Origin of the sequence: Cryobacterium sp., assembly GCF_026786305.1 — a bacterium.
Classification (GTDB): Bacteria; Actinomycetota; Actinomycetes; order Actinomycetales; family Microbacteriaceae; genus Cryobacterium.
The window spans coordinates 1-15,694 of sequence record NZ_JAJAYI010000045.1; the positions used below are offsets into that span (position 1 = coordinate 1).

General features: G+C 63.9%; 17 protein-coding genes. 7 read left to right on the plus strand and 10 right to left on the minus strand.

Features of this window, described 5'->3' with window-relative positions; genetic code table 11:
- The first annotated feature begins 97 nt into the window (after positions 1 to 97).
- Both LH475_RS04740 and LH475_RS04745 read left to right on the plus strand, forming a co-directional pair.
- Complete coding sequence (locus LH475_RS04740) at positions 98 to 1,063, plus strand: IS3 family transposase (RefSeq protein ID WP_297412991.1); 966 nt, start codon at positions 98 to 100, stop codon at positions 1,061 to 1,063.
- A gap of 171 nt (positions 1,064 to 1,234) precedes the next feature.
- Complete coding sequence (locus LH475_RS04745) at positions 1,235 to 2,431, plus strand: hypothetical protein (protein WP_297412992.1); 1,197 nt, start codon at positions 1,235 to 1,237, stop codon at positions 2,429 to 2,431.
- A gap of 126 nt (positions 2,432 to 2,557) precedes the next feature.
- On the opposite strand, the gene LH475_RS04750 is transcribed toward LH475_RS04745, so the two are convergent.
- The 4 genes from LH475_RS04750 to rfbC all read right to left on the minus strand — a co-directional run bounded on the left by LH475_RS04750 (position 2,558) and on the right by rfbC (position 4,997).
- Positions 2,558 to 3,034, minus strand: coding sequence for a hypothetical protein (locus LH475_RS04750; protein ID WP_297412993.1), 477 nt, complete (start codon positions 3,032 to 3,034; stop codon positions 2,558 to 2,560).
- 66 nt (positions 3,035 to 3,100) lie between these two features.
- A complete protein-coding gene (locus tag LH475_RS04755) occupies positions 3,101 to 3,445 on the minus strand; it encodes a hypothetical protein (RefSeq protein WP_297412995.1) in 345 nt (114 codons plus the stop codon).
- Positions 3,446 to 3,518: 73 nt separating this feature from the next.
- Positions 3,519 to 4,382, minus strand: coding sequence for a glucose-1-phosphate thymidylyltransferase RfbA (gene rfbA / locus LH475_RS04760; RefSeq protein ID WP_297412997.1), 864 nt, complete (start codon positions 4,380 to 4,382; stop codon positions 3,519 to 3,521).
- A gap of 6 nt (positions 4,383 to 4,388) precedes the next feature.
- Positions 4,389 to 4,997: a dTDP-4-dehydrorhamnose 3,5-epimerase gene (gene rfbC, locus LH475_RS04765; protein ID WP_297412998.1), complete on the minus strand. Its 609-nt coding sequence runs from the start codon at positions 4,995 to 4,997 to the stop codon at positions 4,389 to 4,391.
- Between the two features lie 73 nt (positions 4,998 to 5,070).
- Between rfbC and rfbB the strand changes: the two genes are divergently transcribed.
- From rfbB to LH475_RS04785, 4 genes are read left to right on the plus strand one after another with little or no spacing between them, the layout of a single operon-like run.
- Positions 5,071 to 6,057: a dTDP-glucose 4,6-dehydratase gene (gene rfbB / locus LH475_RS04770; protein ID WP_297412999.1), complete on the plus strand. Its 987-nt coding sequence runs from the start codon at positions 5,071 to 5,073 to the stop codon at positions 6,055 to 6,057.
- Between the two features lies 1 nt (position 6,058).
- Positions 6,059 to 6,913: a dTDP-4-dehydrorhamnose reductase gene (rfbD, locus tag LH475_RS04775; RefSeq protein WP_297413000.1), complete on the plus strand. Its 855-nt coding sequence runs from the start codon at positions 6,059 to 6,061 to the stop codon at positions 6,911 to 6,913.
- Complete coding sequence (locus LH475_RS04780; protein ID WP_297413002.1) at positions 6,910 to 8,052, plus strand: glycosyltransferase family 1 protein; 1,143 nt, start codon at positions 6,910 to 6,912, stop codon at positions 8,050 to 8,052. The genes rfbD and LH475_RS04780 overlap by 4 nt, the downstream gene beginning before the upstream one ends.
- 3 nt (positions 8,053 to 8,055) lie before the next feature.
- On the plus strand, positions 8,056 to 8,502 hold the full coding sequence (locus LH475_RS04785) for a GtrA family protein (protein WP_297413003.1): 447 nt from the start codon (positions 8,056 to 8,058) through the stop codon (positions 8,500 to 8,502).
- 32 nt (positions 8,503 to 8,534) lie between these two features.
- Here LH475_RS04785 and LH475_RS04790 read toward each other — a convergent pair whose 3' ends face one another.
- The 5 genes from LH475_RS04790 to LH475_RS04810 form a co-directional block, all read right to left on the minus strand.
- Positions 8,535 to 10,208 (minus strand): AMP-binding protein, encoded by a 1,674-nt coding sequence (locus tag LH475_RS04790; RefSeq protein WP_196844398.1) that lies wholly within the window; start codon positions 10,206 to 10,208, stop codon positions 8,535 to 8,537.
- A 123-nt stretch (positions 10,209 to 10,331) separates the two neighbouring features.
- Complete coding sequence (locus LH475_RS04795) at positions 10,332 to 11,141, minus strand: LuxR C-terminal-related transcriptional regulator (protein WP_196844399.1); 810 nt, start codon at positions 11,139 to 11,141, stop codon at positions 10,332 to 10,334.
- A gap of 191 nt (positions 11,142 to 11,332) precedes the next feature.
- On the minus strand, positions 11,333 to 12,619 hold the full coding sequence (locus LH475_RS04800) for an LCP family protein (RefSeq protein ID WP_297413004.1): 1,287 nt from the start codon (positions 12,617 to 12,619) through the stop codon (positions 11,333 to 11,335).
- Between the two features lie 110 nt (positions 12,620 to 12,729).
- Positions 12,730 to 13,263 carry a 5-(carboxyamino)imidazole ribonucleotide mutase gene (gene purE, locus LH475_RS04805; RefSeq protein WP_196844470.1) on the minus strand — a complete coding sequence of 178 codons (534 nt, stop codon included), beginning with the start codon at positions 13,261 to 13,263 and terminating at the stop codon, positions 12,730 to 12,732.
- 32 nt (positions 13,264 to 13,295) lie between these two features.
- Positions 13,296 to 14,432 (minus strand): 5-(carboxyamino)imidazole ribonucleotide synthase, encoded by a 1,137-nt coding sequence (locus LH475_RS04810; protein WP_196844401.1) that lies wholly within the window; start codon positions 14,430 to 14,432, stop codon positions 13,296 to 13,298.
- A 126-nt stretch (positions 14,433 to 14,558) separates the two neighbouring features.
- On the opposite strand from LH475_RS04810, the gene LH475_RS04815 reads away from it, so the two are divergent.
- The gene (locus LH475_RS04815; protein WP_196844402.1) at positions 14,559 to 15,119 is read left to right on the plus strand and encodes a GtrA family protein; all 561 of its coding nucleotides are present in this window, start codon (positions 14,559 to 14,561) and stop codon (positions 15,117 to 15,119) included.
- Here the strand turns inward: LH475_RS04815 and LH475_RS04820 are convergent.
- On the minus strand, positions 15,096 to 15,686 hold the full coding sequence (locus tag LH475_RS04820) for a PH domain-containing protein (protein WP_196844403.1): 591 nt from the start codon (positions 15,684 to 15,686) through the stop codon (positions 15,096 to 15,098). The genes LH475_RS04815 and LH475_RS04820 overlap by 24 nt on opposite strands.
- Positions 15,687 to 15,694: the final 8 nt, after the last annotated feature.

Sequence of the window (15,694 nt, forward strand, 5' to 3'; positions counted from 1 at the left end):
ACCCCACACACCCCCTCAAAAAACAACCTAAAAAACCCCCCCCCCCCCCCCCCCCGCGGGCGCCGCGGGGGGGGCGGGGGGCGCCCCCCCCCGGGCCGTGGGCCGGTCGCGGGCGACGCACTACCGCCAACACCCGCGGTCGCCAAGACCACCGTCATCGCCGCGGCCCCGGCCGGAGCCGGCGAAGCAGCCGCGCGCGCTGACCGAGCTGGAGTGCGCCGCTGTTCTGGAGATGCTGCGGTCCAAGCGGTTCGTGGATAAGGCGCCGGCGGAGATCCAGGCGATCCTCCTCGACGAGGGCACATACCTGTGCTCAGTGGCGACGATGTATCGTCTGCTCCGCGCCCACGGCGAGACCGGGGAGCGTCGTGCTCAGGCCGAGCACCCGGCACGCATCAAGCCCGAACTCATCGCGACGGGACCCAACATGACCTGGTCGTGGGACATCTCGAAGCTCAAGGGTCCGGCCAAATGGTCGTACTTCCACTTGTATACGATTATCGACATTTACTCGCGGTACGTCGTCGGGTGGATGGTCGCCACCAGGGAATCCGCCGAGCTGGCTGAGCGGCTCCTGCTCGACACGATCGAGAAGCAGAACATTCGCCGTGATCAGCTGACGATCCACTCCGACAACGGGTCCTCGATGGCGTCGAAACCCGTCGCGTTTCTGCTTGCCGACCTGGGCGTGACCACGTCGCACTCCCGCCCACATACGAGTAATGACAATCCATTTTCCGAGTCGCATTTCACGATTGTGAAGTATCGGCCCGAGTTCCCCGATCGGTTCTACACCCTCGCCGAGGCACGCTCATTCTGCACCGAATTCTACGACTGGTACAACGGTGAACATCGCCATTCGGGCATTGGAATGCACACCCCGTTCAACGTCCACCACGGCCGCGCACCCGCCATCCAGCACGCCCGCGCCCGCGTTCTGACGACCGCCTATGCCAAGCACCCCGAACGCTTCGTTCGGAAGCTCCCGCAGCCGCCAACATTCCCGACGAAGACGTGGATCAACGAACCCGAAAAGGAAGGAACGAACTCAATGACCGGCTAAAGAAACTGACTCATAAAGGTTGACATCTTCCGCAGCGGCAGGCGAATTACTGGCTCGATCTGGGGGTTGACGACGCCGGTCCGAGGCTGGAACTGTAAGCGTGTCTACACTCCGCAGCCGAGTACCTAGGGGAAGAAATTGTTGGATTCACGTCGCAATAAATCTACGTTGTTGAGCGCTTTTTTACCCAGGCTGAACCCAGCCCCCCGTGTCACAGCGCTTCTGGCGGTGCTCGCCCTCGCTGCGGGCCTGGGGCTGGTGGCCCCAACAGCCGCGGTCGCGGAGAGCATCGGGACCGGAGCGGTCTCGATCAAGGGCCAAAGTTCCGAACTCGTCCCCGGGACGACCGTCGAGATCCGTCAGGGCGACTGTACCGGGGCGGCCGTGTGGCGCACCACAACCGGGAGCACCCCGAGCGCCTACGGCGCGTTCGGCATCGGCCTCACGCCAGGCCAATACTGCATCGTCACCCTCGCTGTTCCAGCCCCGTACGGCATGCCGACCGGCAACACGCTGTTTCAGATGAGCTCGGGAAACGGCAATTGGGTCACGGTCTGGCTTCCCGGACCGATCTCCGGAGCCCTTGTCGCCAAGAACTCGCTGGGATACGGCGTCAACGGCGTGACCGCCCTCATCCGCCAGGGTTCCTGCGTGTCCCAAGGTCAGGGCGTGTGGCAGAACTCGACTGCGACCAACCAATGGTCTGACGGCGGCTTTGGAATCTCCCTACTTCCCGGAACATACTGCACGACCGTCGTCGGGGCCCCGTGGGACTACTCGATTCCCGCGCCGACGGAGACGGTCGTATCCGCTCCTGGACCCATTTGGATCACCGTGTGGATGCCCTCCAAGGTTGTACAAGGACAAGGCGACGCCGTCATTCCTGTGTCCATGACATCGGATCAGAAGATCGTGGAGTTCACGTGTTCCGACTGCGACTCCAACGTGATCGTCAACGCCCAGGGACCCAATTCGAGTTATGACCTGCTCATCAACAAGATCGGGCCGTACCCGGTTGGTCGAATGCTCGTCGGTTTCCTGGACTGGGACAGTCAGAAATACGACCAGATTGTCGTCCACGCCAGCGGGCATTGGACACTGTCGATTCTAGACCTCGACATGATCAGGTCCGCTGAGTCAAGCATTTCGGGAACAGGAGATGACGTCGTTTTTCTTACGAATCCTGGAACGTTTGCCACCATATCGAACCACGGATCATCTAATTTCGTAGTGTGGGCAACGGATCCGGTTTCCGGAATTGACCTTTTCGTGAACACAATCGGCGATTACTGGGGCACAACACCGATCTCGTCTCCGTCGATAATCCAGATCACCTCTAACGGATCCTGGTCGATCACCACAGGCTAGATCACGCTTCGAGTGGGGCCGGCGCCCCCGACTCCACTCGGGGACAGCGGTCCGGACTTGGCCAGGTGCGAATTACTGACGTGTGTCAGTGACGGTTGAATTCCCTTCAGAGTCGACGGTTGAAAACTAGTCCACTCGCAGCAGCATCGGGCGCCGTAAGAATGGAAACGTTTCGAACGCCAGGCCCGAACGACCGCTGGCAGATCGACGGCACGATGGCCGCTCGGGGCGACGGTTCGAAGGTGTGGATCCGTTAACCTGCTCGATGACCACGCCCGGTACGCGATCGGCGCGACAGAGGTCAGACGCTTCACCGCGCACGCAGCTTGGAAGGCGATGGAGACAGCGATCGCTGAGCATGGCGAACCACGGCAGCGTATCAGCGACAACGGGCTGCAGTTCAACTCGAGAAAAGGGCAGAAGTCGGTGTTCCGCCCGGAGAGCCTCACCGGGTTGAACATGCACCAACTGAACTCGTGGCCCCGGCACCCGCAGACGTACGGAAAGCTTGAGCGTTTCCACTGCGCGTTTGAAGAGTTCTATGTTTACCGCGGCACCACCGCCGCGATAGTCGAGATGCAGATGCTGTGCAATGAGTTCCACTGGCACTACAACCACGAAGGACCCCCCCCGCTCCCTCGACCAGCAGACCCCCCGCAGTCGTCTATGTCACTTCACGGAAGATGACACCCCGGACGTGCGCCGTTGCGGCAACACGGGACCGCGGGTGCGGACCGTCTCGAAAAGCGGCTCGATCAAATCCCGGCAGAATAAGATCAACCTCGGAATTCGTTGTCGGGCCAGATAGTACATGTCACCGAAGCGAAAGGCTTCGTCACCGTGCACCTCGTCGTCGACGACGATCGACTGCTCCGCGAGATCGTCGACCTCGGCCCCGTCGGCACGGACCACGGTAATGGCAACATACGCGGTCGGCCACGGAGCAACCCGCAGACCAAAGCACAACAGAGGGAATATTAAGCTGCGAGGCATGTCCTGACGACGAAGTGTCATGGAATTCCCCGGGCCAAACAGTTCGCCAACTGCAATCCTGGGCAGTTCTTCGCGCAGTCCTAGCGGACCAATCTCAGACTGCGACGAGCCCGTTGAGGTACTTGCCATAGCCGCTCTTCTGCAACGGGGCCGCGAGAACGGCGAGCTGCTTGGAGTCGATCCAGCCGGCGCGCCAAGCGATCTCCTCGATGCAGCCGACCTTGTAGCCCTGCCGGTCCTCAATCACGCGCACGTACTCCGAGGCCTGCATCATCGACTTGAAGGTTCCGGTGTCGAGCCACGCGGTGCCGCGGTCGAGCACCTGCACCTGCAGCTTGCCATCGGCCAGGTACCGTTCATTAACGGTGCTGATTTCCAGTTCGCCACGCTCGCTCGGTTCGATGGACTTGGCGATCTCGATGACCGAGTTGTCGTAGAAGTAGAGGCCGGGAACGGCATAGTTGCTCTTCGGCTTGGCCGGCTTCTCCTCGATGGAGATGGCGGTCCCGTTATCGTCGAACTCGACGACACCATAGGCCTTGGGATTACTGACGTGGTAGGCGAAGATTCGCGCACCCTCCAGTTCATAGTTTCCCCGCAGGGCTGAACCGAGGCCGGCGCCATGGAAGATGTTGTCGCCGAGCACGAGGGCGACGCTGTCGTCGCCGATAAAGTCCTCGCCGATGATGAACGCCTGGGCGAGGCCGTCCGGGGACGGCTGAACAGCGTACTCAATGCGGATGCCTATGTCAGATCCGTCGCCGAGCAGCGCGCGGAACTGATCGTTGTATTCGGGGGTCGTGATGACGAGAATCTCTTTTATTCCCGCCATCATGAGCGTCGACAAGGGATAGTAGATCATCGGCTTGTCATAGATTGGCATAAGCTGCTTCGAAATGCCCTTGGTGATCGGCCACAGGCGTGTGCCTGAACCGCCGGCGAGAATAATTCCGCGCATAGTGGGTTATTTCCTGTCGTTGAGGATGTCATAGTAGGCGCGGGCTGCCGCCCACGTGGGGAGCAGGCCGCTTGCCACGGCCTCGGCCAGGCTCGGGGCATCCGTGTCTTTTGGTGAGAGCAGCAGTTCGCCGGCTTGGGGCGGAAAGACCAAGCCAACCTCGGGGTCGACGGGGTTGATGCCGTGCTCGCGGCCCGGGCTAAACGTGCTGTTGACCAGGTAGCTGACGGTGGCGTTGTCGGTCAGCGCCACGAAGCAGTGCCCAAGGCCCTCGGCAATATAGACGGCGCGGCGGTCGGTGTCGTCGAGCAGCACACTGTCCCACTGGCCAAACGTTGGCGAACCGACCCGAATATCAATGATGTAGTCGAGAACGGCGCCGTGCACGGCGGTGACGTATTTGGCTTGGCTCGGGGGAACATCCGCGAAGTGGATGCCGCGCACCGAGCCACGCTTGGAGACCGACGTGTTGGCCTGAGCCAGGTCGAGTTTGTGTCCGACCTTCTCTTCGAGCTTGTCGAAGCGGTACCACTCGAGGAACGTTCCCCGGTCGTCACAGAATTGCTTCGGGGTGATCTCGTAGGAATCGGGGATAGAGAGCTCTCGAATCTGCACGTTTGGCAGTCTACCAATTTGGGTCCGGTAGAATCACGGAGGCCACTGAAGCGAACAGAACGGTTACTCCTCTATGAAGATTCTCGTCACCGGCGGCGCCGGTTTTATCGGCTCCAACTTTGTTCGACGCACGATTGAAGACAAATATCCGGGCCTCGAGGGCGCCGAGGTCGTCGTGCTCGACGCACTGACATACTCGGGCAACCTTGAAAACCTCGCTCCGATCGCCGAGTCACCGCGCTACTCCTTTGTGCACGGCGACATTCGCGACGGCAAGCTGCTCGACACCCTGTTTCCTGGGCTCGACGCGGTTGTGCACTTCGCCGCCGAAAGCCACGTGGACCGTTCCGTGATGGACTCGACGATCTTTGTGGAAACCAACGTGCTGGGCACGCAGCAGCTGCTCGATGCCGCGCTGCGCCACAAACTGGCCCGGTTCGTTCACGTCTCCACCGACGAGGTCTACGGCTCGATTGCCGAAGGCTCCTGGAACGAAGAACGCGCGCTCGAGCCCAACTCCCCCTACTCCGCCTCGAAGGCCGGCAGCGACCTGCTCGCCCGCAGCTACCACCGCACCCACGGCCTCAACGTGTCGATCACCCGTTGCAGCAACAACTACGGCCCGTACCACTTTCCCGAAAAGGTCATTCCGCTGTTCGTGAGCAACCTGATCGACGATTTGCACGTTCCCCTCTACGGCGAGGGCAACAACATTCGGGACTGGCTGCACGTTGACGACCACACCCGCGCTATCGCCATGGTGCTCGTCGGCGGCCGCGCCGGCGAGATCTACAACATTGGCGGCGGCACCGAGCTGACCAACAGGGAGCTCACCCAGCTGCTGCTCGACTCGACCGACAAGGACTGGTCATACGTTGACCGCGTCGCTGACCGTCTCGGCCACGACCTGCGCTACTCGGTGGATATCTCAAAGATTCAGGCCGAACTCGGCTACGCCCCCGAGGTTTCGTTCGAGCAGGGCCTCGCCGACGTCGTGCAGTGGTACCGCGACAACCGCCAGTGGTGGGAACCGCTCAAGGCCCGTGCGGCGCTGAACTAGCATGACCCGCTATCTGATTACCGGCGCGACCGGCATGCTGGGGCGCGACCTGCAGACGGCGTTGGCTGGCCGCGAGGTGACGGCTCTCGGCCGCGACGACCTCGACGTGACCGACCTTGACGCGGTACGGGCCGCCGCCCTGGGCCACGACGTGATCATCAACGCCGCCGCGTACACCAAGGTCGACGACGCCGAAACGAACGAAGACGAGGCCTACCAGGTGAACGCGGTGGGGCCGCGTAACCTCGCGGCGGCGGCATCCGCTCTGCATGCAAAGCTCGTGCAGATTTCGACGGACTATGTCTTTGACGGCAGCGCCACCACGCCCTACACCGAGAACACTCCGCACAGCCCGATCTCGGCCTATGGCCGCACCAAGGCCGCCGGCGAAGACTTCGTGCTGGCGGAGACCGGCGCGCGCAGCTACATCGTGCGCACCGCCTGGCTGTATGGCAAGAACGGCCCGAACTTCGCCAAGACCATGCTGAAGCTCGCTGCCGCGCGGGACAGCCTGAGCGTCGTCAACGACCAGGTCGGCCAGCCCACCTGGACGGTGGATCTCGCCGCGCAGATCGTGCTGCTGCTCGACTCCGATGCGCCCGCCGGCACCTACCACGGCACGAATTCCGGCGTCGCGTCGAAGTTCGACCAGGCCCGCGACGTGTTTGCCCTGGCCGGACTCGACCCGGAACGCGTACTGCCCACCGATAGCTCGGCCTTTGTGCTGCCCGCGCCGCGGCCGGCCTATTCGGTGCTCGGCCACGCCTCCTGGGCTGCCGCCGGCCTCGCGCCGATGCGCAGCTGGCAGGACGCCCAGGCCGCCGCCTTCGCTGCGGGGGTCTTCGAGACAGCATGATCACTCTGCGGGTAATCGTCGACCAGATGGTCGCCCCGGTTCCGGGCGGCGTCGGGCGTTACACCGAGGAACTCACCCGCGCGCTGATTGCGACCGCGCCGGCCGAGTGCAACGTTGAGGGTATCGTCTCGTCGTCGCCGCCCGCACAGTATGAACTGATTGAGGCCGCGCTGCCCGGCCTGGCCAACCTGCACAAGACGACGCTGGCCCGCCGCGAGCTGGCCGCGGCGTGGGCCCTCGGCGTGACCGCGTCGTCGGGCACCGGCCTGATTCATGCGCCGGGATTACTCGCCCCGCTGCGCCGTCACAACCGTGCTGAGGACGGCACCCAGATTGCGGTGACCCTGCACGATGTGCTGGCCTGGACGCATCCGTCGTCGTTGACCCCAGCAACCGTGGCGTGGACCAAAGGCATGCTCAAACGCGCCCGCAAGCACGCCGACGCGATTGTCGTACCGAGCCACGCCGTGGCGCGGCAGCTGACCGAGATCATGGACCTGGGCGACCGGGTACGCGTGATCGGCGGCGCCGTGGGCCGCGGGCTCATGCTGCCGGCTATTCCCCTCGTGGAAGAGCGCCTGCAGGCTCTGGGGCTTCCGTCGCAATACATTCTGACCTCGGGGTCGCTGGACCCGCGCAAGGCCGTGACGGCGCTGATCACGGCGCTCGGGCTGCCGGGCGCGCCGGACCTGCCGTTGATCGTGCTCGGGCCGGATACCTGGGGTGAGCTGGACCTGGCCTCGGTCGCCGATGAAGCCGGGCTGACGCCGGGGCGCGTGCGCGCGTTGTCGGGGCTGAGCGACTCGGATCTGGCGGTGGTGATTGCCCGGGCAAGCGTGTTCGTCTATCCGAGCCTGGAAGAAGGCTTCGCGCTGCCGATCATTGAAGCATTCCTACTTGGCACACCGGTCGTTCACTCTGACGCCCCGGCTTTGGTCGAAGCGGCGGGTGACGCCGGCGTCGCGGTGGAGCGCTCGAACGGGAAGGATTACCCGGCGCGGCTCGTTGAGGCGGTGAACCGGGTGCTCGGCGACAGCGTGCTGCGCAACCGCATGAGCATCTTCGGTGGAGACAGGGCACGGGCGTTCAGCTGGCGGGACTCCGCCGAACGGGTCTGGCAGCTGCACGCGGATCTGTAGCCCATGCGCACCGTCATCGGCCGACTTGTGGGAGACCAGCGCGTTCGGTTTCTCGCGGTCGGCGCCACGAACACGATCGTGGGGTATCTGGTCTTTTCAGCCTTCACGCTGTGGATTTTTGCGGGGGTGCACCTCGGCTATCTGCTGAGCCTCGCCCTGTCGTACGTGGTTGGCATCACCCTCGCCTTCGTGCTGTACCGGCGGTTCGTATTTCCCGTGCACGGCCACCTGCTGCGAGACTTTGCCCGGTTCGTGAGCGTCTACCTGGTGGCGATCGGCATCAACGCGGCCGCGCTGCCGCTGCTGGTTGAAGTGGCCCACGTACCGCCGCTGATCGCGCAGCTGATTATTCTCGTGGTGACGACGGTGCTGAGCTTCTTCGGGCACAAGAAGTTCTCTTTTCGCCGAAGTGGTGCAGAGCAACCCCTTCCGGCATCGAACGCCGAATGAAACCCAGCGCGGCCAAGCAGCGTGGGTGAACCTCACGCGGTGGCCGATGCGGCGGGCAGTCCGAGGAGAAGTACGGACTGCTCACGCATCAGGTACTTCTGCACTTTGCCGGTGATCGTCATCTGAAAAGCGTCGGTGACGTGCACGTAACGGGGAATCTTGTAGTGGGCGATTTGATCGTGGCAGAACGCGCGCAGCTCCTCGGTTTCGAGCGAGGCTCCCTCACGCAGAATCACCCAGGCCATGACCTCTTCGCCGTAATGCGCGTCGGGCACACCGATCACCTGAACATCAAGAATGTCGGGGTGAGTGTACAGAAATTCTTCGATCTCACTCGGGTAGACGTTCTCGCCACCGCGAATGATGACGTCTTTGATGCGCCCGACAATGTTCAGATACCCCTCGTCATCGAGCGTGGCCAGGTCGCCGGTGTGCATCCACCCTGCGGCATCAATGGCATCCGCTGTCTTGGTCGGTTCGTTCCAATAGCCGAGCATGACCGAGTAGCCGCGTGTGCACAGCTCCCCCGGCTCACCCCGGGGCACGAGCAGGGCCGTCTCGGGGTTGATCACCTTCACCTCGATATGCGGGTGGATGCGCCCTACCGAGCCGACCCTCTTGGCCAGGGGGTCATCGACGGCGGTCTGCGCCGACACCGGCGCGGTCTCGGTCATGCCGTAACAAATCGTGACCTCGTTCATGTTCATCTCGTCGATGCAGCGCCGCATCACGTCAACCGGGCACGGCGAACCGGCCATGATTCCCGTGCGCAACGTCGATAGGTCAAAACTCGCGAGGTTCGGCAGGGCGAGTTCGGAGATGAACATCGACGGAACGCCGTAGAGCGAGGTGCACTTCTCCAGCTCAACCGCGCGCAGCGTCGCCTCCGCGTCGAACGATGCAGCCGGTATCACGATCGTGGCACCGTGCGTCGTACAGGCCAGATTCCCGAGGACCATGCCGAAACAGTGGTAGAACGGCACCGGGATACAGACCCGATCCTGCGCGGTGTATCGGGTGCCTTCACCGACAAAGAAGCCGTTGTTGAGAATGTTGTGGTGGGTCAGCGTCGCACCCTTTGGAAACCCGGTCGTTCCCGAGGTGTACTGAATATTGATCGGGTCGTCGAAGGTCAACTGGGCTTCGCGAGCGGCCAGGTCGTGCCCCCGACCCTGCTCCACCAGCTCAGGCCAGTCGCTCGTGCCGATGAACACCAAACGAGTCAGCGCGGGCAGCTGCCCACCGACCGCACGGATCATCTCCCGGTAGTCGCTGCCCTTGAACTCTTCGACGGTGAACAGCCAGCGGCAGCCGGACTGCTCCAGCGCATAGCGGAGCTCATGGGAACGATAGGCGGGGTTGATGTTCACCAGAATGACGCCGGCTCGGGCGGTCGCGTACTGCAGAACCACCCATTCCAGGGTGTTCGGCGACCAGATTCCGACCCGGTCACCGCGGTGCAGTCCGCCGGCGATGAGAGCGCGTGCGAGGTCATCGACGGCGCGATCAAATTCGTGATAAGTCAGGCGTGTCGCTGAGGGAACGTCGACGACGGCATCCGTTTCTGGCCAGCGGGCAGCGATACGGCGCAGGTTTTGGCCGATTGTCTCGCCGAGCAGCGGCACGGTTGAGACACCCTGACTGTACGAGAGTGACGAGCGGGCGGTTGTCGTGCTCGGCTGGCTGGTCTGCAACACAGTGGCCATGGGGGCTCCGTCTTTCGGGGCAGAGCGCAGGCGAACGACTTCAGGTTGCACAGCGCTGTGCCGATGAGGTTTGGGTACAGGCTGGCGCAGTCGGCGCCGGCCGGGCACCCTCCCAAGTAGGTATCAGGGCAGCAGGCCTTGCTGTCGAGCCGCACGCACCGCTTCGTAGCGGGTGTTGGACTGCAGTTTCTGCATGATCGTTCTCATGTAGCTCTTGACCGTATTCGGCGCCAGGCCCAGGCGCTCGGCGATGTCGGCATTCGACCGTCCGAGCGCTACCTCAGCCACGACGTCGACCTCGCGGGCCGTGAGAACGGATGTCGCGCCCTCACGCCCGATCATGCGCCCGCAGGCCCGCAGCACCGCGGCCCGCGTGGGCGCGTCGGCGATCGAGGCTGCCAGCACGCGCAACTCGCTGTAGATCTCCTCGATTGCCACCCCGTGTGGCGCCTCGGCCAGAATGATCGCCTCCTCGGCTCGCTCCGCGAGCGCCGCATCAACGGCGATGCGCTGTTCGAGTGCACGCGCCTCGGCGACCATGACGTCAAAGACTTTCGAGCCGAATGTCTCTTGGGCGTGCGAGGCGCCGTAGATGATGGCGACTGGGCGCCGCGCGACGATGACGGGAACGGCGACCATGGCGTGGAGGTTCTCGGCCGCGACAAAGCGGTCATACCGGTGCCGGAATCGACCGGTTGTGAGGTAATCGTCGACGGCCATCGGCTGATTGACCGCGAGTACGTGGCCGCCGAGCCCGGTCCCCGAGTCGACCTGCACACCCGACAGTGCGCCGACAGTTGCCCCGGCGAAATATTGCAACTGCAGTCGACTGCGGTGTTGCACGATGCCGCCAAACACGAGCGGCACCCCGGCCAACGAGTGGATTCGCCGCACCGTGGCAGCGACACGCGCGTCCAAATCGGCGTTCGTCATCGATGCCTCCCTGCACAGACTCACTTTTTCAGTGTATCCACACACTAGCTTTCTCAGCAGGAAACGCCGGCTTACGCGAGGCACGCAGTGATCGGCCGAGCTCGAGACCACGGTCGCGCGAGGGCTGGTCTCGACAGCTCGACCAACGAAGATGGGCTCGACCAACGGGTGTGAGGGCTCGAACGAGGCTGCTACGGGGCCGGAGTGGCGGTGGGCGGTGGGGCCAGGGCCGCGGCGACCATGGCCGAGATGGCGACGTAGTCGGGGTTTTCGGGGTCGACGCCGTTCTCGGGAATCATCGGCACCGAGATGACCGGGAGTTTTTTGGTCTTGGCGGCGAGGTTCACGAAGTAGCCGAGCATGCCCTGGGGCACATCGGTTTTCACGACGCGGGTGCCGGCGGCGGCTACACCCTGAAACTTTGCGAGCACATTCGCCGGGCTGGCCTGCGCGAGCAGGGCCTCCTGCATCTGGGTCTGGCGTTGCATGCGGTCGTAGTCGCTCGTGCCGTGCCGGGAACGGGCGAACCAGAGGGCGTGGTAGCCGTCCATGTGCTGCATGCCCGGTTCAAACCAGAACAACACCTTGGTGAAAGTCTCGTCGGTGTGCACCGGAACCCGGTTCTTCACGTCGATGTCAACGCCGCCGAGGGCATCGATGAGGTCGGAGAAGCCCTGCATGTCGATGAGCACGAAGTATTGAATGGTGAGTCCGGTGATGCCTTGCGCCGCCTCGAGCGTCGCCTGAATGCCCGGGTTACTCCCCTGCGCGACAGCGTCAGGGTAGAGGAACGACCGTTTCAACTCGGCCTCCGTATAAATGGAGTTGAGCATGCACGCCGACACGTCGCATCCGTCGATGGAGCCATAGCCCTTGGGGTACAGCTTGCCGAGCGCCGACCCTTTCGAGAACGGCACGTCTTCGAGGTTACGCGGCAGGCTGATCGTCGTGGCCTGGCCGGTCGACGCGTCGATGCTGACCACCGAGATGCTGTCGGGGCGCAGGCCGTCACGGTCGGCGCCGGCATCACCGCCGAGCAACAGAATGTTGTAGCGGCCGTCGACCGGAGGTTCACTCGGCCCGGCGACGAAGACGGAGGAGAGAAATCCGCTCGCCGATGTGGCGACGAACGCGCCATAGCCGGCGGTGCCGCAGACGATGACCATGAGCGCCGCCGAGAACGCGGCAATGAGCGGACGGGCGCCGGGCGCGGCCTTGATCAGGTTGATCAGGCTGAGGGTGTTGATAGTGAGCACGAGCCAGGTGATGGCGTAGAACGCAAACACGGCGGCGGCGGCCCACAAACCAATGCTGTTGGTGAACACGGTGAGCACGACTTCGGGCCAGAACAGGTAGCCGGCGCCGGCGGTGATCGCGAGGACCACGAGAGTGAGGGTGGCGCCAAGGCCAAAGCGGCCGAGCCGTCGGTTGCCGGCGAGGACCTGGGCCGAACCGGGGAGAACAAAATTCAGAACCACAAGCCACCACGCACGCGTCGTCATAATGCGTGCGGAGCCCACATTCGGGTGCCGGATCGGGTCTGTCACCCTGCCCTGGTTTGTCGCACTGCCCCGGCTTGTCGCGCTACTCATAATCGCGTTTGCAGGTTTCGGTTCTTCTGCTCGACCAGGTCTGCGAGCTGTACGGAATATTCTTCGAGCTTCAGCCGCAGGGTGTCATCGCTCGTGGCGAGAATTTTGATCGCGATGAGCGCGGCATTCGTCGCCCCGCCGATGGAGACGGTCGCGACCGGCACACCGGCCGGCATCTGCACTATCGACAGCAGCGAGTCGAGGCCATCGAGCAGCCCGAGCGGAACGGGCACCCCGACCACGGGCAGCGTGGTCATGGCAGCGAGCATGCCGGGCAGGTGCGCGGCTCCCCCGGCTCCGGCGATGATCACCTTGAGCCCGCGAGCCTGTGCGCTGCGACCATAGGAGAGCATCTTTTCGGGGGTGCGGTGCGCGGAGACAACCTGCACCTCGTGCGCCACCCCGAAGTCCTTCAGGGTTTGCGCGGCGGCGCTCATGACGGTGAAGTCGGAGTCGCTGCCCATGACCAGGCCGACGAGCGGCGCGCTCAGCGTCGTGGGCACGCTGAATGTCACGGCGTTTTCGGGCATGGTGTTCTCTGGCACGCAGTCGATCCTATTGCTCAGTCCTGAAAGATTTGTGCAGTGGCGCGCGCCTGGTAGGCAACTTCGTCGAGATCGTCGCCGCCCACGGTGACGTGGCCAACCTTACGACCGGGCCGGCTGGCCTTGCCGTAATTGTGCACCTTCACGAGCGGATGCTCCGCGAGAGCAGCCGGATACCGGTCGGCCAGCGAGCCTGACGCGGGTCCGCCGAAGATGTTCACCATGACCGTCCACGGGTCACGGGCACCGGTCGCGCCGAGCGGCAGGTCAAGCACGGCCCGCAGGTGCTGCTCGAACTGGCTCGTCGTGGACCCGTCAATCGACCAGTGACCGCTGTTGTGCGGGCGCATCGCGAGCTCGTTGATGAGGAGGCGCTCATCCGTTGTCTCAAACAGCTCAACGGCCAGCACCCCGGTGACGCCGATGCCCTCGGCCACGGCGATGGCGATGTCGGTGGCGACCTCGGCGAGACGCCCCATGGATTGGGGGGCCGGCGCGATGACCTCGGCGCAGACGCCGTCACGTTGCACGGTCTCCACGACCGGCCAGACCGCGATTTCGCCGCTCGGGCGACGGGCGACAACCTGGGCGAGCTCACGACTGAAGTGCACGAGCTCTTCGACCAGCAGGGCGCCGCCGTTGCCGTCTTCGGCGAGCGCCAGAAACCAGTCGTCGACGTCGTGTTCGTGGCTGACCACGCGCACGCCCTTACCGTCGTAGCCGCCGCGGGCGGTCTTGACAACGGCGCAGCCGCCGTGGTCGCTCAAAAAGTCGGCCAGGCCGGCGACATCGGTGATGCGCGCCCAGTCCGGCACGGGCAGGCCGAGTTCGGCGAGCTTGTCGCGCATGAGCAGTTTGTCTTGGGCGTAGAGCAGGGCGTCGGGGCCGGGATGCACGGTGGCACCTTCCCGCACGAGCTCACGCAGAATCTCCTGCGGCACGTGTTCGTGGTCGAAGGTGATCACGTCGACGGTCTTCGCGAAGGCGAGTACGGTGGGCAGGTCGCGGTAATCACCCACGCTGACGGCGGCCAGCCCGGCGGACATACCGTCGGCTTCGGCGAGAACCTTCAGCTCAATACCGAGGCTCACGGCCGCGGGGATCATCATGCGGGCCAGCTGGCCTGCGCCAATCACACCGACGGTCAGAGCCATCTGTTCACCATTTTCTATGCAAGCGTTCAGCAAAACGTATGTGGATACTCAGCCCGGGAATTTTCGCACGCCGTAGACTGCGAGACTTCAGTGCTTTCCTACTTTACCCACACGTCGGACGGATGCATGTCGATCACCCTGAAGCAGCGCCTGCTCAGCTTTCTGAGTCAGGGCCTCAAGTTCGGCGCCGTCGGTGCGCTGGGCTTCGTGGTGGACTTCACCGTCTTCAACCTGCTGCGCACCACCGTGCTGGATTCGGCCGACGTGCACGCCGGCCCGATCTACGCCAAGGTCATCTCCACGGTGCTGGCCATTCTGGTGAACTGGCTGGGCAACCGCTACTGGACTTTCAGCAAGAACCGGCAGAACCACACCGCTCGCGAGGGGCTGGAGTTTCTCGCGGTGAGCCTCGTTGGCATGGGCATCGGCATCGCCTGCCTGTGGTTCAGCCACTATGTGCTCGGCTACACGAGTGTTCTCGCCGACAATATCTCGGGCAACGTCGTGGGCCTGCTGCTCGGCGCGGTGTTCCGCTTCACGCTGTACCGCTACTGGGTGTTCGCACCGAGCCGGAACGGTGCGCCCGTCGCGGGCGGGGCATCCGCTGGCATCGGTGTTCCTGTTGTCACCGGTGCGGCGACCACTCGTACCGGTGCTATTCGGCTAGCGGCGACCCCAGAACGCTGACTCGCGGGCGGGGGCCGACTGCTCCTGCCGGCGCGAACCCATGACGGTACTCGCCTTCTCCATGAGGTCGTGCAGCACGCTCTGCACGAGGTCGGCGTTGGGCACGTCTTTCAAGACGAGCGGATGCTCCAGCCCCGAATTGATCAGCACCGTGCCCGAGTGGAACCCGGTCTGCAACCAGTTCTGCCGCACGCTCACGTCGTAGCCACGGCTGTGCAGCAGCTCCTGGCGGGTGCGCACGAAGAATCCGTGGCGAAAGATGATGCGGCGGGTGGTGATCGTATAGCGCTTGGTGAGCCAGGCGGCGAGCGGCAGCAGCCAGCCGAGAATGGCGAGCACGACGGCGCCGGCGAGTAGGGCCGCGTTCTGCCACGGCTCGGGCAGGTTGCCAAAAAAGTAGCCGGTGGCGCCGGCCAGGGCGAACAGAAGCAGCGTCGGCCAGGCCAACACCCGGGCATGCGGGCGCAGGCGGGCGACCACCTTCTCGGGCCGGCTCTCACGGGCATAGCCGGAGGGCTCGGTCTCGTGCGGGTCGTTCTGCTCGCTCGGCTTCTGTTTCTTCTTCATTAGATCTA